At 64.2% G+C, this 17,809-nt stretch carries 12 protein-coding genes and 2 pseudogenes; 8 read left to right on the top strand and 6 right to left on the bottom strand.

Annotated elements, in window-relative coordinates; genetic code table 11:
- The first annotated feature begins 6 nt into the window (after positions 1–6).
- Positions 7–84 (top strand): annotated as a pseudogene (locus tag P8Y64_10285) (hypothetical protein).
- Positions 85–143: 59 nt separating this feature from the next.
- Here the strand turns inward: P8Y64_10285 and trxA are convergent.
- The 3 genes from trxA to P8Y64_10270 all read right to left on the bottom strand — a co-directional run bounded on the left by trxA (position 144) and on the right by P8Y64_10270 (position 4,358).
- Positions 144–1,001: a thioredoxin gene (gene trxA, locus P8Y64_10280; protein MEJ2060856.1), complete on the bottom strand. Its 858-nt coding sequence runs from the start codon at positions 999–1,001 to the stop codon at positions 144–146.
- An 85-nt stretch (positions 1,002–1,086) separates the two neighbouring features.
- Positions 1,087–2,781, bottom strand: coding sequence for a 3'-5' exonuclease (locus P8Y64_10275; protein ID MEJ2060855.1), 1,695 nt, complete (start codon positions 2,779–2,781; stop codon positions 1,087–1,089).
- Positions 2,778–4,358: a UvrD-helicase domain-containing protein gene (locus P8Y64_10270; GenBank protein MEJ2060854.1), complete on the bottom strand. Its 1,581-nt coding sequence runs from the start codon at positions 4,356–4,358 to the stop codon at positions 2,778–2,780. Before P8Y64_10270 ends, P8Y64_10275 begins: the two co-directional genes overlap by 4 nt.
- A gap of 189 nt (positions 4,359–4,547) precedes the next feature.
- On the opposite strand from P8Y64_10270, the gene parE reads away from it, so the two are divergent.
- The 4 genes from parE (at position 4,548) to htpX (ending at position 10,691) form a co-directional block, all read left to right on the top strand.
- Entirely contained in the window at positions 4,548–6,434 is a 1,887-nt protein-coding gene (parE, locus tag P8Y64_10265; protein MEJ2060853.1) for a DNA topoisomerase IV subunit B, read from the top strand.
- A 2-nt stretch (positions 6,435–6,436) separates the two neighbouring features.
- Positions 6,437–7,366, top strand: a complete 930-nt coding sequence (locus P8Y64_10260) for an HAD family hydrolase (GenBank protein MEJ2060852.1) — start codon at positions 6,437–6,439, stop codon at positions 7,364–7,366.
- A gap of 49 nt (positions 7,367–7,415) precedes the next feature.
- Positions 7,416–9,677: a DNA topoisomerase IV subunit A gene (gene parC, locus P8Y64_10255; protein MEJ2060851.1), complete on the top strand. Its 2,262-nt coding sequence runs from the start codon at positions 7,416–7,418 to the stop codon at positions 9,675–9,677.
- A 120-nt stretch (positions 9,678–9,797) separates the two neighbouring features.
- Complete coding sequence (gene htpX, locus P8Y64_10250; protein ID MEJ2060850.1) at positions 9,798–10,691, top strand: protease HtpX; 894 nt, start codon at positions 9,798–9,800, stop codon at positions 10,689–10,691.
- Between the two features lie 80 nt (positions 10,692–10,771).
- On the opposite strand, the gene P8Y64_10245 is transcribed toward htpX, so the two are convergent.
- The 3 genes from P8Y64_10245 to epmB all read right to left on the bottom strand — a co-directional run bounded on the left by P8Y64_10245 (position 10,772) and on the right by epmB (position 15,850).
- Complete coding sequence (locus tag P8Y64_10245; GenBank protein ID MEJ2060849.1) at positions 10,772–12,844, bottom strand: EAL domain-containing protein; 2,073 nt, start codon at positions 12,842–12,844, stop codon at positions 10,772–10,774.
- A 33-nt stretch (positions 12,845–12,877) separates the two neighbouring features.
- Positions 12,878–14,704 carry a hypothetical protein gene (locus P8Y64_10240; protein MEJ2060848.1) on the bottom strand — a complete coding sequence of 609 codons (1,827 nt, stop codon included), beginning with the start codon at positions 14,702–14,704 and terminating at the stop codon, positions 12,878–12,880.
- A gap of 132 nt (positions 14,705–14,836) precedes the next feature.
- Positions 14,837–15,850: an EF-P beta-lysylation protein EpmB gene (gene epmB, locus P8Y64_10235; GenBank protein MEJ2060847.1), complete on the bottom strand. Its 1,014-nt coding sequence runs from the start codon at positions 15,848–15,850 to the stop codon at positions 14,837–14,839.
- 47 nt (positions 15,851–15,897) lie between these two features.
- On the opposite strand from epmB, the gene efp reads away from it, so the two are divergent.
- The 3 genes and pseudogenes from efp (at position 15,898) to P8Y64_10220 (ending at position 17,534) form a co-directional block, all read left to right on the top strand.
- Complete coding sequence (efp, locus tag P8Y64_10230; GenBank protein ID MEJ2060846.1) at positions 15,898–16,467, top strand: elongation factor P; 570 nt, start codon at positions 15,898–15,900, stop codon at positions 16,465–16,467.
- A 56-nt stretch (positions 16,468–16,523) separates the two neighbouring features.
- Positions 16,524–17,346 (top strand): annotated as a pseudogene (locus P8Y64_10225) (EF-P lysine aminoacylase GenX).
- 41 nt (positions 17,347–17,387) lie between these two features.
- The gene (locus P8Y64_10220; GenBank protein ID MEJ2060845.1) at positions 17,388–17,534 is read left to right on the top strand and encodes a hypothetical protein; all 147 of its coding nucleotides are present in this window, start codon (positions 17,388–17,390) and stop codon (positions 17,532–17,534) included.
- The last annotated feature ends 275 nt before the right edge of the window (positions 17,535–17,809 follow it).

Genomic DNA, 17,809 nt, shown 5'->3' with positions numbered 1-17,809 from the left:
AGCTACATCTCCAGCGGTGAATACGAGGCAGGAATGGAACAGCTGCTGGAAATCATGAAACGCGACCGGTCGTTCGGCGACGACGCCGGACGCAAGGGCCGCCCAGACCGTGTCGCCATGCCGCAAACGGCAACATCAACTAATCACAGCAACAACGACGACAACTTCCGCCGATACTGCTGCGTCAAGGGATTGTCGGCCCCCAGCATCTCGAACACGTCCAGCAGGCCCTTGCGTCCGGCGTCGTCGCCGAACGACCGGTCGCGTTTCATGATTTCCAGCAGCTGTTCCATTCCTGCCTCGTATTCACCGCTGGAGATGTAGCTGGCGGCCAGTTGCTGGCGGGCTTCCAGGTCGTCCGGGTTCTGTTCGACGCTGGCGGACAAGGCGGCGCGGTCGCCACCCGCCGCGTTTGCAAAGCGCAGCTTTGCCTCCAGTGACTTCACCTCGTCGGAGATGCGCGCGTCCAGCGGCAGTTTTTCGAGCAATTGCATCGCCGTTTCGCGTTGGCCGTCTTCGGCATACAGCTTGGCGAGGTCGATGACGATGCGCTTGTTGCCGGGGTCCATTTCGTGGGCACTGCGCATCTTTTCCACGGCACCCTTGAGATCGCCGGCGTTGAACAGCTTAACGGCCTCGGCGTGCACCAGGTCGGACTCGCGAACGATATGGCGTTCGATGACTTCGCGAACGGCCGATTCCGGTTGCGCGCCCATGAACTCGTCGACCGGCTGGCCGTTGCGGAACACCTTCACGGTAGGCAGGCTGCGCACGCCGAACTGGGCTGCCAGGGCCTGCTGTTCGTCGCTGTTGATCTTGGCGAGCAGGAACTGGCCCTGATATTCGTCGGCCAGCTTGGCGAGCACCGGCATCAGGGACTGGCAGGGGCCGCACCAGGCCGCCCAGAAGTCGACCAGGACGGGGACCTTCATCGAGCCTTCCAGCACGACCTCGGCGAAGTTTTCCTCGGTAATGGTAAAGATATAAGGCGATTCGCTCATGGACTCTCATGCCTGTTGCTGAATGGGCGTTGTCGCCCGGGGAAGGGCGTCGATATCCGCCAATATAGGGGCGACGGATTCGGATTCAAGTAATGGGATACAGGCGTCGGCTGTGGGTGAACAGCAGGGCGGTGTCGATACGACGTCCTGGATACAGCCGCTCCACGGCGGCCCGATAATGCATCAGCTGCTGGCGGTATCCGGCGGCCAGTGTATCGAACTCGCCGCCCGATGGTATGCGATGGGTTTTGTAGTCGACGATCAGGCAGTGCTCGGGCCATACCAGCAGGCGGTCGATGACGCCGCGGACCAGACGCTTATCCTGTCGAGACAGGATCGGTACCTCGTTGTAGACGCGTACCTGCGCATCGGGGGCGAAGACTTCCGCCAGCGCGGGGTCTGCGATGACCGCGCGGGTTTCTGCGCTCCATACCGCCATGGCGTTTTCGTCGGCGGGGCTTTCGAATTCAGCAGCCATGCGGGCTGCCAGGGCCGCATCGTTCAGGGACGGGTCCGTGGCGAGCAATTCCAGCATGCGATGTATTACCTGGCCGCGCAGCAGGCCGTCCTCGTCCTGTTCCGTGCCGGTGTGTCCGATAGCCGCAACCTGGCTGGGGCTGAGCGCCTGCTCGGTTTCTGTGGAAACGAGCGGCCGGCCGAGTGCCGCGGGCACATCGATCTCCTCGGCCAGCGCCGGTTCGCCGCCAGCGGGGGCGGGCAGGGGCTCGCCCCGGCGCAGGCACAGGGTGTCGTCGACCTGTACGGCGCCAGCCTGCGTCATCGCCTCGCGCAGCCACTCGTACCAGCGCATCTTGTCCGGATCGCCGGCGGCGGAGAGGTACAGGTACTGCCGCGCACGGGTAACCGCGACATACAGCAGGTTCGCTGTTTCGCGCTCCGCCTGGCTGCGGACCTGTTCGAGGATGGCTCGGGTGCAGTCGTCACGCCGGCTGCTGCCGGGAATCAGCAGCATGAGTCGGGGACGCTCCTGGTCGGCCGGCCACTCCACGGTGGCGTCCCAGGTGGCGCGTTCGCGCAGGATGCCGTCGGCGTTGGCCAGGAACACCACCGGGGCTTCCAGCCCCTTGGCGGCGTGGATGGTCATGATGCGCACGCGGGGTTCGCCGGTGCTGGCCGGTGGCGTGTCCGGGGCCTCCTGGTTCACCCCGCGCAGGCTGCGCAGCCGGGACAGAAAGTGGACCAGGCTGGGATAACGGCCGCTGTCCACCTCGAGGGCGAGTTCCAGAAAGCGGGTCAGGTTGGCGCGTACCGCACCGCGCTGCGCAGGAAGCGCGGCAGCTTCGTAGCGCCGGACGACGTCGCCTTCGTGGAAGATGCGGTCCAGCAGGTCGTGGATCGGCAGCGTGCCGGCCAGTTGCCGCCAGCGTTCGAGCAATGAGGCCGCGCGCGACAGCGCGGGTGGTGCATCGGGCAGTTCGGCGGCGCGCTGGAGCTTGGCCAGCCAGCCGCGCCCGATGGTCCGGGCGATGAGCATCAGGTCCTCGTCGCTGGCGGCGAACAGCGGGGAGCGCAGCACCTGGGCGACCGCGAGATCGTCGAACGGCGTCAGCAGAGTGTTGAGCAGGGCGATCAGGTCTTCGATTTCCAGGCTTTCCAGCAACGTGCCGCGCTCGGCGCCCAGGTAGGGAATGCTTACCCGGCGCAGGGCGTGCTCGATCTCCTCGCTGTGGGTGCGGTTGGGCACCAGGATGATGACGTCGCCGTAATTCATCGCCCGGCTGGCATCGCCGGCGCGCACCGGCGTGCGGCTGTCGATCATGGCCTGCAGGGTCGAGGCGATGCGCTGTGCCTCTTGCTGATAGGCTGTCGGCGGTGCGGGCGGACGGGGCCGCTCCAGCGGATTGCGCAGCCCTTCGGGCGAATCCGGTTCCTCCATTTCAGGGACGGTCGCGGCGGGCAGCAGCGCCACCTCGCCCCAGTCTTCGGTGCGATGCGTGGCGTGGGTTTCGAAGTTCTGGATGTGTCCGGCCAGCGGGGTGGCGGTGAACAGCGCGTTGACGAAGTCGATGATCGCGGGCGAGGAGCGCCAGGAGGCATGCAGGCTGAAATCCTGTCCCTGCAGGTGATCGCGCAGCCAGTTGCCGGCCTCGGCCTGCAGGGCCGGGTTAGCGCGGCGGAAGCCGTAAATCGACTGCTTGGCAATTCGTCGATCAGCAGGTGATCGATGCGCTGGTCGAGCTTGTACTGCACCCACAGGGCATGGTCGCTGGCGTTCAGCAGGCGGTAGGTCAGCCATTCCAGGTCGGTGAAGTCGAGCAGGCGGCGCTCCGTCTTGATCTGCTGAAAGAGTTCCAGGTACCGCTGTCCGACGGCATACCAGGCCTGGTTCAAAATCAGGGTCTGGATGCGATTGGCGATGTCCTGGGTGGCCTGCAGCCGGGCGGCCAGTTCGCCGTGCAGATGCAGGAAGGTCTCCTCGCCCGCTTCGGTCATCTTCTTCGCCTGGCTGGCGGAGGCCTTGCGCGCTCGCGGTTCGCCCTTTTGCGTCAGGAACACCCCGGCCACATCGAGAAACGCCGCTTCGCTCCGGTCCCCGACGGCCAGCACCTGTTCGATCAGTTGTGCGTGGCGGGTATTGGTCTGGGTGGGATGGCGGTTGAGCAGTTCGGCGAAGGTCTTGAGATCGGTGAGTGTCTGCGGGGTGAAAAATGCCTGATAGGGGTCCTGGTCTGGATCGACCTCCAGGCGTTCGCGAAGATGCTGATCGGCGGCCGCGACGGGATCGGCTTCTGCTTCTGTCCAGGCCCACCAGTCCTCGCGCCGGGCGAGAAAGGCGTTCAGCGCGCCGCGCAGGTTGAACAGGCTGCCGGTCTGGTCGAACAGGGTCTCCAGCTGGCCGGCGAGGACGCCTGCGGGAGCGGCGCCGGCTTCGGCGAACAGGGCGGCCCAGGCCTCGTCGGCCAGATCGCCGATGGTTTCCACCAGTTCGAAGCCCGGCGGGATATCCGCCTCCAGCGCGAAGCGCTGCAGTATGTCCTGGCAAAAGGCATGAAAGGTGGTGGTGCGCACGGCGTGTGGGCTGAACAGCAGTTGCTCGTAGAGGTTGCGCGCCCGGTCCAGGGTGTCGGCGTCCGGTGATTCGATGCCGATCTCGCCCAGGGCCCGGATCAGCGCATCGTCCGTCATGCCCGACCATTCGCGCAGACGCTCGTAGAGGCGGGCCTGCATCTCGCCGGCCGCCTTGCGGGTGAAGGTAATGGCCAGGATGCTGTCGGGCGCGGCGCCGGCCAACAGCAGGCGCAGCAGGCGGGCGACCAGCAGCCAGGTCTTGCCGCTGCCCGCCGAGGCGAACACGGTGGCATTGCGGGCGGGGTCGACGGCGGGCAGGCTGCTCATATCGGGCTAGTCTACTCATCCCCAGCCGGATAACGCCACCGCCTGCGTGGGGCTGGATCAAGACGGCCCGGCCGTGTTCCAATCGGCTGCCCGTGGTTGATGGCGGGCAGGAAATACCTTGATAATGCCCCCCATATCTTGGGCGCCCGGCCGGGCGCTCCCCATCATCTTGGGGATGAAGCAGAGACGATGAATTCCGCATACAACGCAGCCGATATCGAAGTTCTCAGCGGGCTGGACCCGGTGCGCAAGCGCCCGGGCATGTATACCGACACCACCCGCCCCAATCACCTCGCCCAGGAGGTGATCGACAACAGCGTGGACGAGGCGGTCTCCGGCTATGCCAGCCGCATCGAGGTCACGCTGTACAAGGACGGCTCGCTGGAGGTGTCCGACGACGGACGCGGCATGCCGGTGGACCGGCATCCGCAGCTCAAGAAGCCCGGGGTCGAGGTCATCCTGTGCACCCTGCATGCCGGGGGCAAGTTCTCGGACAAGAACTACCGTTTCTCCGGCGGCCTGCACGGGGTCGGCGTGTCGGTGGTCAACGCGCTATCCAAGCATCTGGAGGTGTGGATCCGGCGCGACGGCAAGGAATACAACATGGCCTTCGCCGGCGGCGAGCCGCGTACCGATCTGGAAGTGATCGGCGATGTCGGCAAGCGCAATACCGGCACCACGCTGCGCTTCTGGCCGGACCCCAAGTACTTCGACAGCGCCAAGTTCTCCGTGCAGCGCCTCAAGCACACCCTGCGCGCCAAGGCGGTGCTTTGCCCCGGACTGCTGGTCCGCTTCCGCGACGAGGCCAGCGGTGAGAAGGTGGAATGGCAGTACGAGGCCGGACTGCGCGATTACCTTATGGAGGCCGTCCAGGGCTTCGAGATCCTGCCGGCCGAACCCTTCATGGGGACCGTGGCGGGCGAAACCGAGGCGGTCGACTGGGCGGTGATCTGGCTGCCGGAAGGCGGCGAGGGCGTCGCCGAGAGTTACGTGAACCTGATCCCGACCACTCAGGGCGGCACTCACGTCAACGGGTTGCGTACGGGGCTGACCGAGGCGGTGCGCGAGTTCTGCGAGTTCCGCAGCCTGGTGCCGCGCGGCATCAAGCTGGCGCCGGAGGATGTCTGGGAGGGCGCCAGCTACGTCCTGTCGTTCAAGATGCTGGACCCGCAGTTCGCGGGCCAGACCAAGGAGCGCCTGTCCTCGCGCGAGGCCGCGCCGTTCATCTCCGGCGTGGTGAAAGACGCCTTCAGCCTGTGGCTCAACGAGCATCCCGAACAGGGTGAGCTGATCGCCCAGCTCGCCATCGGCAACGCTCAGCGCCGTCAGCGTGCGGGCAAGAAGGTGGTGCGCAAAAAGGTCAGCCAGGGGCCGGCCCTGCCGGGCAAGCTGGCCGACTGCGCCGCCACGGATCTGGGACGCACCGAGCTGTTCCTGGTCGAGGGCGACTCCGCCGGCGGTTCCGCCAAGCAGGCGCGCGATCGCGAGTTCCAGGCGATCATGCCCCTGCGCGGCAAGATCCTGAACACCTGGGAGGTTGAGTCCGACGAAGTGCTGGGCTCGCAGGAGATCAACGACATCTCCGTGGCCATCGGCGTGGAGCCGGGTTCCGACAACCTGTCCGCGCTGCGCTACGGCAAGATCTGCATCCTGGCCGACGCCGACTCGGATGGCATGCACATCGCCACCCTCCTGTGTGCGCTGTTCGTGCGCCATTACCGGCCGCTGGTGGCCGCCGGCCACATCTACGTGGCGATGCCGCCGCTGTACCGCATCGACGTGGGCAAGGAAAAGTACTACGCCCTGGACGACGCCGAGCGCGAGGGCGTGATCAACCGTATCCAGGCCGAAAACAAGAAGGGCAAGGTCAGCGTGACCCGGTTCAAGGGGCTGGGCGAGATGAACCCGCTGCAGCTGCGCGAGACCACCATGGCGCCGGACACCCGCCGCCTGGTGCAGCTCACCCTGGAGGCGGGGGACGACACCAACAAGCTGCTCGACATGCTGCTGGCCAAGAAGCGCGCGGCGGACCGCCGCAACTGGCTGGAAAAGAAGGGCAACCTCGCCGAGGTCTGAGCATGCCGCCTTTATTCACGCAAACCATCATCGCGGTGGTCTGGGATTTCGACAAAACGCTGATCCCGGGCTATATGCAGCGCCCGCTGTTCGAGCATTTCGGGGTGGACGAGGCGACGTTCTGGGGCGAGGTGAACAAGGCGGCGGACGATTACCGTGCGCGCGGCTGCGAGCAGGTCTCCGGCGAGATGGCTTACCTCAATCATGTGCTTCGCTACACGCGCAAGGGCATTTTCCAGGGGCTGACCAATCAATTGCTGGAAGAGCTGGGCAGGCGCCTGGAATTCTATCCCGGCCTGCCGGATTTCTTCGGCGACCTCAAGTCGCGCATCGAGACGGACCCGGCCTATGCCCATCACGAAATCTCGCTCGAGCACTATGTGGTGAGCACCGGCTTCACGCGCACCATCCGCGGCAGCGCCATCGCGCAATACCTGGACGGGGTGTGGGGCTGCGAGTTCGTCGAGGACCCGGAGGCCGACGGCGCGGAGATCGCGCAGATCGGCTACGTGCTGGACAACACCACCAAGACCCGTGCGGTGTTCGAGATCAACAAGGGGGTCAACAAGCACCCCGACCAGATCAACGTCAACGCCAGCATCCGTGAAGAGGACCGGCGCATTCCGTTCCAGAACATGATCTACGTCGCCGACGGGCCCTCCGATGTGCCGGTGTTTTCGGTCGTCAATCATGGCAGCGGCCGCACTTACGGTGTGTACAACCCCGGCCACGAACGCGAGTTCCAGCAGATCAATTCCCTGCAGCGTCAGGGGCGGGTGCAGGCCTTCGGGCCGGCCGACTACCGTCAGGGCTCGCAGACCGCCATGTGGCTGATGAACGCCGCGCGTGAGATCGCCGATCGCATCATCGCCGACCGCGAGCGAGCGCTGGGCGACAAGGTGGGCAAGGCGCCGCGCCATTTGAATGATTAGGGAACCGGGGATCATTCTCACGGTTTCCATTAACGGGTAGAGCAGAGCAATGGGAAACCAGATCGAAGTCGATTACGAAGGCGTGGAACGGCTCCCGCTGAGCCAGTTCACCGAAAAGGCGTACCTCGATTACTCGATGTACGTCATCATGGACCGCGCCCTGCCGCATATCGGCGACGGATTCAAACCGGTGCAGCGCCGCATCCTGTACGCCATGTCCGAGTTGGGGCTGTCGGCCGCCTCCAAGCACAAGAAATCGGCGCGCACGGTCGGCGACGTGCTGGGCAAGTTCCACCCGCACGGCGACACCGCCTGCTACGAGGCCATGGTGCTGATGGCCCAGCCGTTCTCGTTCCGCTATCCACTGGTCGACGGGCAGGGCAACTGGGGTTCGCCGGACGACCCCAAGTCGTTTGCCGCCATGCGCTACACCGAGGCGCGGCTCGCGCCCTACGCCCAGATCTTCCTGCGCGAACTCGGGCAGGGCACCGTGGACTGGATCCCCAACTTCGACGGCACCCTCAAGGAACCCAAGGTGCTGCCGGCCATGCTGCCCAACGTGTTGCTGAACGGCGCCACCGGCATCGCCGTGGGTATGGCCACGGACATTCCGCCGCACAACCTGCGCGAGGTGGCACGCGCCTGCGTGCGCCTGCTCGAGAATCCCAAGCTGGACGTCGAGGCGCTGTGCGAGGACGTCCAGGGGCCGGATTTTCCCACCGACGCTGAGATCATCACCCCGCGCGACGAGATCGTCGAGATGTACAAGCGCGGCGGCGGTTCGGTGCGCATGCGGGCGCGCTGGGAGCGGGAAAACGGCGACCTCATCATCACCGCGCTGCCGTTCCAGGTCTCCGGCGCCAAGGTGCTGGAGCAGATCGCGCAGCAGATGAACACCAAGAAGCTGCCCATGGTCGAGGACCTGCGCGACGAGTCCGACCACGAGCACCCGACCCGGCTGGTGATCACGCCGCGTTCCAACCGCGTGGACGTCGAAGCCCTGATGGCTCACCTGTTCGCCACCACGGACCTCGAGCGCAGCTACCGCATCAACATGAACGTGCTGGGGCTGGACGGCCGTCCCCGGGTCATGGACCTGCATACGCTGCTCAAGGAGTGGCTGGTCTACCGCACCATGACCGTCCGCCGGCGCCTGGAATGGCGCCTGGACAAGGTCAACGCCCGCCTGCATATCCTGGAAGGTCTGCTGATCGCCTACCTCAACATCGACGAGGTGATCCGCATCATCCGCGAGAACGACGAGCCCAAGCCGGTGCTGATGAAGCGCTTCGGGCTCACCGACACCCAGGCCGAGGCGATCCTGGAACTCAAGTTGCGCCATCTGGCCAAGCTCGAGGAGATGAAGATCCGCGGCGAACAGGACGAACTGAGCCGTGAGAAGGAAGACCTGGAAAAGACCCTCAATTCCCGCCAGCGCCTGCGCACCCTGATCAGGAAGGAGATCGAGGCGGCCGCCGAGGAATTCGGCGACGAGCGCCGTTCGCCGCTGGTGCAGCGCGAGGCCGCCCAGGCCATGGACGAGACCGCGCTGATCCCCACCGAGCCGGTCACCGTGGTGCTGTCGCGCAAGGGCTGGGTGCGTGCCGCCAAGGGCCATGAGGTCGACCCCTCCGCCCTGAGCTACAAGGCGGGTGACGGCTATCTGGCTGCGGCGCGCGGGCGCAGCAACCAGCTGGCGGTGTTCCTGGATTCCCAAGGGCGCACCTACGCGCTGCCGGCCCATTCGCTGCCCTCGGCGCGCGGGCAGGGCGAGCCGCTCAGCGGGCGGCTGTCGCCCAAGGACGGCGCCTCCTTCGTGGGGGTTATCATGGGCCAGCCCGAGGACCTTTATCTGCTGGCCACCGACTTCGGTTACGGCTTCGTGTGCCGGCTGGAGGACATGATCACCCGCAACAAGGCGGGCAAGGCCGTGCTCAGCGTACCCAAGGGGGCGCGCGTGCTGCCCCCGGTGCCGGTGCGTTCCCTGGAGGGCGACTGGATCGCCGCCGCCTCCAGCGAGGGCTACCTGCTGGTGACGCCGCTGGCCGAGCTGCCGCAGATGTCGCGCGGCAAGGGCAACAAGATCATCAACATCCCCTCGGCCAAACTGCGCAGCCGGGAGGAGGTGGTCGCCGCCATCACCCTGGTTCAGGACGGGGAAAAACTTACCGTTTATGCGGGTAAGAAGTACAAGACCATGAAGGGCGAGGAGGTGGACGAGTACGCCGGTGAACGCGGGCGGCGCGGGCACAAGCTGCCGCGCGGCTACCAGAAGGTGGAGGCCCTGGTGCCGGGCTTCATGGAAGGCTGAGCGGGGTAAACCGCGGCGTCATATCGCCGCGCTAAAACCCTACTGTTTGCCCATTGAATTTTTGCCCGCCGCCCCTATCTAATAGGTCGGTCCCTCGCTGATTGGAGTGCGAAACGAACCATGAAACGAATTTTCCTGTTCCTTGCGACCAACGTTGCCATCCTGGTGGTGTTGAGCATCGTGCTCGACGTCGTGATGGCCGTTACCGGAACCCGCGGCATCGAAACGGCCCAGGGAACGATCAATTACCAGGCGCTGCTGATTATTGCAGTGGTCTTCGGTATGGGCGGCTCGTTCATCTCGCTGGCCATTTCAAAGTTCATGGCCAAGATGACCATGGGCGTCCAGGTCATCGACCGCCCCAGCAACCAGGCGGAATCCTGGCTGATGAACACGGTGCAGCGCCTGGCGCGTGAGGCGAAGATCGGCATGCCGGACGTCGGCGTGTTCGATTCGCCCGAGCCCAACGCCTTTGCCACGGGCATGAACCGCAATCACGCCCTGGTGGCGGTGAGCACCGGATTGCTGCACAACATGAACGAGGACGAGGTCGAGGCCGTGCTGGGCCACGAGATCTCTCATGTCGCCAACGGCGACATGGTGACGTTGGCCCTGATTCAGGGCGTGGTGAACACCTTCGTGATCTTCGTCGCCCGCGTGGTGGGCTTCGTGGTCGATCGCGTCCTGCTCAAGAACGAGCGCGGTTACGGGATCGGTTACTGGGTCACCGTGATCGTGATGGAGATCTTCCTCTCCATCCTGGCCTCGATGATCGTGATGTGGTTCTCGCGCCAGCGCGAGTTCCGGGCCGATGCCGGCGGCGCCCGCCTGGCCGGACGGGAAAAGATGATCTCCGCTCTCAAGGCGTTGCAGCGGGTGTACGAGCCGCACGAACTGCCCGGCCAGTTCGCGGCCTTCGGTATCAACGGCGGCCTGGGTTCCGGCCTGCGCCGGCTGTTCACGAGCCATCCGCCGCTTGAAGAGCGCATTGCCGCGCTGGAAAGCGGGCGCTGATCGCAAACCGCGTTCACAAGCCGTAACGAACAAGGCCGCGGATATCCGCGGCCTTGTTCGTTTGTGGCGAGGGGCCAGTCTCAGCCCATGGAGGAGAAGTCGTAGTTGAGCTTCTCCGAGGGTGGGCTGAGGAAGTTGCCCTGCACGAAGTTGGCGCCGACACCCCACAGCATGGACAGCACGTTCGGATCGTCCACGTGGGGAATCACGACCAGTTTGTTCTGGTTGTGGGACTGGTCGACGATGCCGCGGATGGATTCCTGGTTTTCCTCGCTCTCGAGGATGTTCTCCATCAGGCTGGGATCGATCTTGATGAAGTCCGCCGGGAACTGGCCCAGCAGCTTGAAGGGCTCGATCCCGGTGCCGAAGTTTTCCAGCGCCAGGCCGCACTTGAGGACGTTGGTGAACTTGGCAAACTCCTTGGCCTGCTTGAGGTGGTTCACCACGCTTTCCTCCTTGAGCTCGAAGATCACGCTGGCGGCCGGTATGCGCAGTTCGCGCAGTTTTTCGCTGATCCAGCGTGCAACCTGCGGGTCCTGCAGCGCACCGGTGCTGAGCTTGATGAAGAAGATCGTCTCGGGCTGTGCCTCGCGGCGTTTGCCCAATGCCTCGAAGGCATGGGAGAGCACCCAGCGGTCGAGAAGCACGGCAACGCCGGTGCGTTCCGCGCTTGGCATGAATTCCATCGCCGGCACGATCTTGCTTTCCTCGTCGAGCAGGCGCAGGTAGACCTCGTAGCGTTCGCCCGATTCTCCATGCAGGCTGACGATGGGTTGGTACAGCAGCCGCAGGTGGTTGCCTTCGATGGCGCTCCGGATGCGGTTCGCCCATTCCTCGTCGAGCTGCTTTTGGGTCATCTCGCCCTTCTTGGGGCGGTAGATCAGGATATTGTTTCCACCCTGCTCGCTGATACCTTTCTGAGCGGTATCGGCGCGCACCAGGGATTCGTTCTCGTCGGGGGCGTTCTCGTCCAGGATGGTGGCGCCGATGCTCATGGTGCAGGTGACCGTCTTGTCGTCGATCTCACAGATGTGATCGGCCACGGTCTTGGCGATCTTCTGCCCGTATGCCTCGAGCTGCTTCGCCTCCCAGACCGGGGTGAGGATGGCGAAATGCTCGCCTTCCATGCGTGCGAGGGTGTCGTTCGGCCCGCAGACCTGCTTCAGTACGCCGCCCAGGTCGGCCAACAGAATCTCCTGCTTGGCCGCGCCGATGGTGCTGCGGATTTCCGGGAACTTGTCGATGATCAGGGTCAGCAGCGCGCCGTTGCCCTGGCCGTTGTGCGCCTTGGACAGGACGTTGCTGAGCTCTTCCATGAAGTGGGCGCGGTTGTACAGGCCGGTAACCAGATCCTGTTGCTTGAGTTTGCTGATCTGCTCCTCAAGCTCCTTGGTGTCGCCCTGGCGGCGGATCACCAGCTGGGTGCAGGGTTCCCCGTCCATGCTCGCCGGGCTGAATTCGACGTGGGCGGGAAACTCGTTGCCGTCCTCGCTGCGCAGCCTGAGCTCCAGGTTCTCGTGTTCTTCCGAGGCGGTCTCGTAATGGCGCAGGAAGTCCTTCAGCTTTTGCTGGTCGTCGGCGCCTACCATATCCATGATCGGCATGCCTTCCAGCTCATCTATGTCCTCGTAGCCGAACAGTTCCACGTAGGCCTCGTTGGCGTAGATATGCATGCCTTCGTGCACGTAGGCGATAGCGTCTTTGGAACTGCTGAGCAGGGCCTTGCAGCGTTTTTCGGATTCCTTGACCGTGCCGCGCAGGCGCTGCACCTCGCGCCAGTGCCAGTGACAGGTGGCGGTGCGGTCGATGACCTGTTTGAGATGTTCCGGGCGGTCCTTGCTGACCAGATCGGATGCGCCGAGGGCCATGGCATCCTCGATATTGGCGTTGACGTCGGCGGTCAGCGCGATCACCGGGATATGCCGGCCGGCTTCCTGGATGGTGTTGGTCACCTGCTCGAGACTGATCTGGCTCATGTCGATGTTGCAGAGCACCAGGTCGGGGGCGTGCTGCTTGAGCAGCTTGCCGAAGGCCTCCACGTTGTCCGCCCGTTCGGGACGTACAGCGAAACCGGCCTTCTTGATGATGCTGACGGCCCGTTCCGCGTCGTTCAGATCATGTTCTACGATGATGACTCGAAGTAGTTTGTCCATATTACATGCTTGTCGATAGCGGCCAGGGACGGCTCAAAGGCTGTCCCATAATGATTCAAATCCGTCTTTGCCCTGGTGTGATGTGTCCTGGCTCTGCTCCGGCTCTTCCTGGAAGCCGCGATAGCGGTATTGGGTGAACGAACTGCTTTGTTCCAGTTGCTCGGAAAGGACGATGCGCATCTGGCGATCGAAGACCGATAGCGTGATGTCGTCACCCAGGGCGAGGGTGTCGGAGGGTACCAGAATTGAGGGCGGTTTGTTGATGGTCTTGATGCCGGGCAGCATCAGGGCCCTCACGGGGCGCTGGAGCAGGGCGCGGCGATTGTTGATCTTGTGGATCTGGATCAGCAGGGTTTTGGGCCCCAGCAACTGGATGCCGGCCTCCAGGCCGTGGGTTTCGATGAATTTCATCCAGCGCACCACGCCGACGCGCCATTGATAGTCGCCGCCTTCCTTTTCGCGCAGCCCGACCAGTTCGCCGACCTGGGCGCGCGAGGGGCTGTCCTTGTGCCACAGCAGGCAGTAGCCGCCGGCACTGGTGTTGAGCACCTGCCAGGTTTGCCAGCTCTTGGGGCCATGGAGCGTCATGCGCTCCAGCTCCTGTTTTTTCTGCTCCTTGGAGTATTCGTCGCTCACCACGTTGCCGGCCGCGATGATGTCCCAGGGATTCTGGTGGCGCAGCGCGGAATTCATGGTGTCGTAGAGGAAGCCTTCGTGATCCCGGCGGTTATGGTCCGGAATCGTCTGCAGGCTCAGTTCGGAAGAGGAGGTCTGCTTGGGCAGCTCCGGGTCTGGGGGCTGTGGTATTGCTGCGATGCTGTCGGCATCGTGTTCGATGGCCTCGAAAATACCGTTCAGGCTCAGGGCTGCGGTGATGCCGGTGCCGCGGGCGGCGCGCGAGAAGCGGCGCTTGGCGGTGCTGGACCAGGCGTGCAACAGGCGGCGGCTGAAGTCCGCGCCCAGCACGGCGCGGTTGGTGATCGTTTCCGTTAGCGAAGCGTCGCCCGCCTGGGCGCGCTCCCGCAACAGGTGCATGACCTTGACCAGGTTGAGCGTACGCAGCGAGGGGCTTTGTCCCAGCTCGCTGAGCGGATAGTACCCGGGGGGCTGGTCGCTGGTCAGGTCGACGACGTGCACGCCGCCCTCGGTGTCGGGCAGGAAGTTACGGGTGATCTCCACGCGGCTGTACACGCTGTCCAGAAACGCGGCCAGCCTGTCGGCCTCGCCCTGGCGCAGGCTGAGCGGTCGGGAGAGGGCCAGCAGGCAGACCTTCTTGAACTCGTCGCTGATGGTGGACTTGCTGCCTTCGAGTTCCTCGTCCTTCACCGACCGGTTGTGGATCTGGTTCTGTTCCGCGAAGGCGTAGAGCTGGTACAGGTCGTGCCAGATGTTCTTGGGGTCGGGGCCGTAGACCTGGGCCGACTTGAGCAGCGCCTCGCCGAGATAGCGCATAGCACGGTGAGTGGTCAGGGCGAGTTGCTTGGCGTCGAGGCGGGCGCGTCCCACCACCGCGTCCATGACGCAGATCTTGTAGCCGTGTGCCATTTCCAGCATCAGGGTCTGCGCCAGTTGCACGATTTTGCGGCTCTTGGCGGGCAGCGGCAGGGCGCGCGAGATGAGGTGCTTGTTGAGGTGAGTGAGCACGATACGTGCCGTGGGGCGCATCAGCTCCATGTCTTCCAGGCGATCCTTGACCGGGATCGACAGGCGGTTGAGCTGGCGCAGACCGTTGTAATACTCCCTGGTGGTTTCGCCCATATTCACCAACGGCAGCGCCTTCAGCCACTTTTTGATCTTGCGTGGCTGAGTCGGGAAGCCCTCGCCGTCCGGCGACTGCTGATTGGGTGTGAAGAGGTGCATGCGCCTCCTGAGGATAGAGTTATTCTTTAGAAAACGCTCTAATGCATCTGAATATTAAAGGGAATTACTACTTATTTATACTTTCAAGTGGTCAAATCAAGCGCAAACTGTCCAGAATGTGACGTAGTTCGCTCATTCTGTGACACCCAACAGCTGTTTACCTGCCGTCCCGGCGACCTCCCGCGCCAGGCGGGGCAGGAGATAACCGGGCAGGCGTGCGTGTAGGTCACGCATGATTTTCCGGGCCTCGTCCACCGGCACTTCGAAATGCGCGGCGCCCTGCACGCGGTCCAGCAGGTGCAGGTAGTAGGGCAGCACCCGGTGCGCGAACAGGCGTTCGCTCAGCTCGGCCAGGACCCGCGCATCGTCGTTCACCCCACGCAGCAGCACCGCCTGATTGAGCACGGTATGGCGCTCCGCCAGGGCGGCGCATGCCGCGCCGACCGTCGCGTCGATCTCGTTGGGATGGTTGGCGTGCACCACGATCACCACCTTCAGACGGGTTTCGGCCAGGATGTCGAGCAGTTCCTGCGTGATCCGCTCCGGCAGCACCACCGGCAGCCGGGTGTGGATGCGCAGCCGCTGCAGGTGCGCAACGGATTCCAGGGCCTGCACCAGCTCGCCGAGTTTGGCATCACTCAGGGTCAGCGGATCTCCGCCGCTGAGGATGATCTCATCGGTGTCGGGCGAGTCCGCCAGGTAGGCAAGCGTTTCGCTCCAGCGGCTGCGCGAGGCGCCCTGTTCGGCGTAGGGGTAGTGGCGGCGAAAGCAGTAACGGCAATGTACCGCGCAGGCGCCGGTGGTGATCATCAGCGCACGTCCGGCGTATTTGTGTAGCAGCCCGGGGGCCTGCTGGGCCGCACCGTCGCCGACGGGGTCGATGGAGAAGCCCGGCAGCACGCGGCATTCCTCGCCCAGCGGCAGCACCTGGCGCAGCAGCGGATCGTGCGGGTCTCCCTTGCGCATGCGCGCAACGAACCCGCGCGGCGCCAGCAGTGGAAACAGCCCCTCGGCCTCGCGGACAGGACCCGGCAGTTCGGCCGGCAGGCCGAGCACGCGCAGCAGTTCGGCGGGGTCGCGAATGGCGTCCGCCAGCGCCTGCTGCCAGTCCGGGACGTGTCTATGGGCTGCTAATTCCGGTATCATTGCGCGCCATTGGCTGAGGGCGAAGTATCAAGTTTACAGAGGAAAGCATGGCCACATACAGCACCAACGAGTTCAAGAGCGGGCTCAAGATCATGTTGGACGGTGATCCCTACACCATCGTCGAAAACGAATTCGTGAAGCCGGGCAAGGGGCAGGCCTTCAACCGCGTCAGGGTTCGTAATCTGAAAACCGGGCGCACCGTCGACAAGACCTTCAAGTCGGGCGAATCGGTGGAAGCCGCCGACGTGATGGATACCGACATGCAGTATCTCTACACCGATGGCGAATTCTGGCACTTCATGGTGCCGGACACCTTCGAGCAGTACGCCGCCGACACCACGGCCGTGGCCGATGCCAAGCTGTGGCTCAAGGAGCAGGACATGTGCATCGTGACCCTGTGGAACAACGAGCCGCTGTCCGTCACCCCGCCGAATTTCGTCGAGCTGCGCATCACCGAGACCGACCCCGGCGTGCGCGGCGACACCGCTACCGGCGGCACCAAGCCCGCCACGATGGAGACCGGCGCCGTGGTCAAGGTGCCGCTGTTCATCGAGGAGGGTGAGGTCCTCAAGATCGACACCCGTACCGGCGAGTACGTCTCCCGCGTCAAGGAATAAGCGTGGCCGACTGGCGCCCCAGCGCTGGTGCGGAACTGCTGCAGGCCCGGGCCCGGATGCTTTCCGGCATCCGGGCCTTTTTCATGGCGCAGGGCGTGCTCGAGGTGGAGACCCCGCTGCTGTGCCGGGCGGGTGTCACCGACCCGCATATCGAAGGCTTCGCCGTCCCAACCGGGGACGAAACCCGTTTTCTGCAGACCTCGCCCGAATACGCCATGAAGCGCCTGCTGGCGGCCGGCAGCGGCGATATCTATCAGCTCGGCAAGGCCTTCCGGCGCGGCGAGGCGGGTGCCCGTCACAACCCCGAGTTCACCCTGCTGGAGTGGTATCGGACCGGTTTCGATCACCACCGCCTGATGCTGGACGTCGCCGACCTCATCACGGCGCTGTTCGCCCCGAACGTCCCCGTCTTCGAGTACCGCAGCCATGCCGAGGTCTTCCAGCGTGCGTTGGGTCTCGATCCGCAGGGTGCCGATACTCGACCTGCTCATGACCCACCGCGTGGCCCCGAGTCTCCCGGCCGATCGTTTCACCTTTATCCACGGCTATCCCGCCAGCCAGGCCTCGCTGGCGCGACTCAATGCCGACGGGCAGACTGCCGCGCGCTTCGAGCTGTACCACGGCGATCTCGAACTGGCCAACGGCTTTCACGAATTGAGCGACGCGGACGAACAGCGTCGTCGTTTCGAAGCCGACCAGGCCTGTCGTGAACGGATGGGGCTGGAACCGCGCGTGGCCGACGAGGCCCTGCTGGTAGCCCTTGAGCACGACCTGCCGGATTGTGCCGGCGTCGCGCTGGGCGTGGACCGGCTGCTGATGGTCGCCACCGGCAGCCAGCATATCTCGGACGTACTCAGCTTCGACTGGCCGCGCGCCTGAGCCGGCCGGCTGATCAAGATATTCAATAAAAGGAGACCCGCATGAAAATCATCGGCAGCACCCTGCTCGGCATCTGGCTGATCCTCACCGCGTTGATCACCCTGTTGCATCTCAACTTCAGCTATCGGAGCGAAGTGATGGCGGTGCTGGCGTTGGCGGCCGGGGTGTTTGTTTTGATCCGCAGGTGAAGAGGTGCTGTTGGTCCTGATTAGAAATTTTCGGACCAGGTTTCGCGCGCTTTGGATCTCCTGTTGATCGTGGAGAGCCGTGTTTCGCGCTCTTGGGGTTGGCAATTCTTTGTCTAACGCATTTACACAGCGCGAGATACTTTCTCTTGCTTGCCCAAGAGAAAGTATCCAAAGAGAAGGGCACCCCAACCGCCTTGGCCTTCGGCTGCCCTCACAACCGTTGACTTGCAACGGGTCGGTTCGACACGACGTCCTGTCGTGTCGAACCTCAGCCC

The sequence above is a fragment of the Gammaproteobacteria bacterium genome, from assembly GCA_037388465.1.
In the GTDB taxonomy this organism is placed as follows: domain Bacteria; phylum Pseudomonadota; class Gammaproteobacteria; order SpSt-1174; family SpSt-1174; genus JARRKE01.
The sequence above is the reverse complement of the archived record's forward strand: the minus strand, read 5'-3'. Positions and strand labels throughout refer to the sequence as shown.

Coding starts and splice junctions, on each gene's coding strand:
- epmB (MEJ2060847.1), bottom strand. CDS start 15,850: ATGATACCGGAATTAGCAGCCCATAGACACGTCCCGGACTGGCAGCAG.
- trxA (MEJ2060856.1), bottom strand. CDS start 1,001: ATGAGCGAATCGCCTTATATCTTTACCATTACCGAGGAAAACTTCGCC.
- htpX (MEJ2060850.1), top strand. CDS start 9,798: ATGAAACGAATTTTCCTGTTCCTTGCGACCAACGTTGCCATCCTGGTG.
- P8Y64_10220 (MEJ2060845.1), top strand. CDS start 17,388: ATGAAAATCATCGGCAGCACCCTGCTCGGCATCTGGCTGATCCTCACC.
- parC (MEJ2060851.1), top strand. CDS start 7,416: ATGGGAAACCAGATCGAAGTCGATTACGAAGGCGTGGAACGGCTCCCG.
- parE (MEJ2060853.1), top strand. CDS start 4,548: ATGAATTCCGCATACAACGCAGCCGATATCGAAGTTCTCAGCGGGCTG.
- P8Y64_10245 (MEJ2060849.1), bottom strand. CDS start 12,844: ATGGACAAACTACTTCGAGTCATCATCGTAGAACATGATCTGAACGAC.
- P8Y64_10275 (MEJ2060855.1), bottom strand. CDS start 2,781: ATGATCGACAGCCGCACGCCGGTGCGCGCCGGCGATGCCAGCCGGGCG.
- P8Y64_10270 (MEJ2060854.1), bottom strand. CDS start 4,358: ATGAGCAGCCTGCCCGCCGTCGACCCCGCCCGCAATGCCACCGTGTTC.
- efp (MEJ2060846.1), top strand. CDS start 15,898: ATGGCCACATACAGCACCAACGAGTTCAAGAGCGGGCTCAAGATCATG.
- P8Y64_10260 (MEJ2060852.1), top strand. CDS start 6,437: ATGCCGCCTTTATTCACGCAAACCATCATCGCGGTGGTCTGGGATTTC.
- P8Y64_10240 (MEJ2060848.1), bottom strand. CDS start 14,704: ATGCACCTCTTCACACCCAATCAGCAGTCGCCGGACGGCGAGGGCTTC.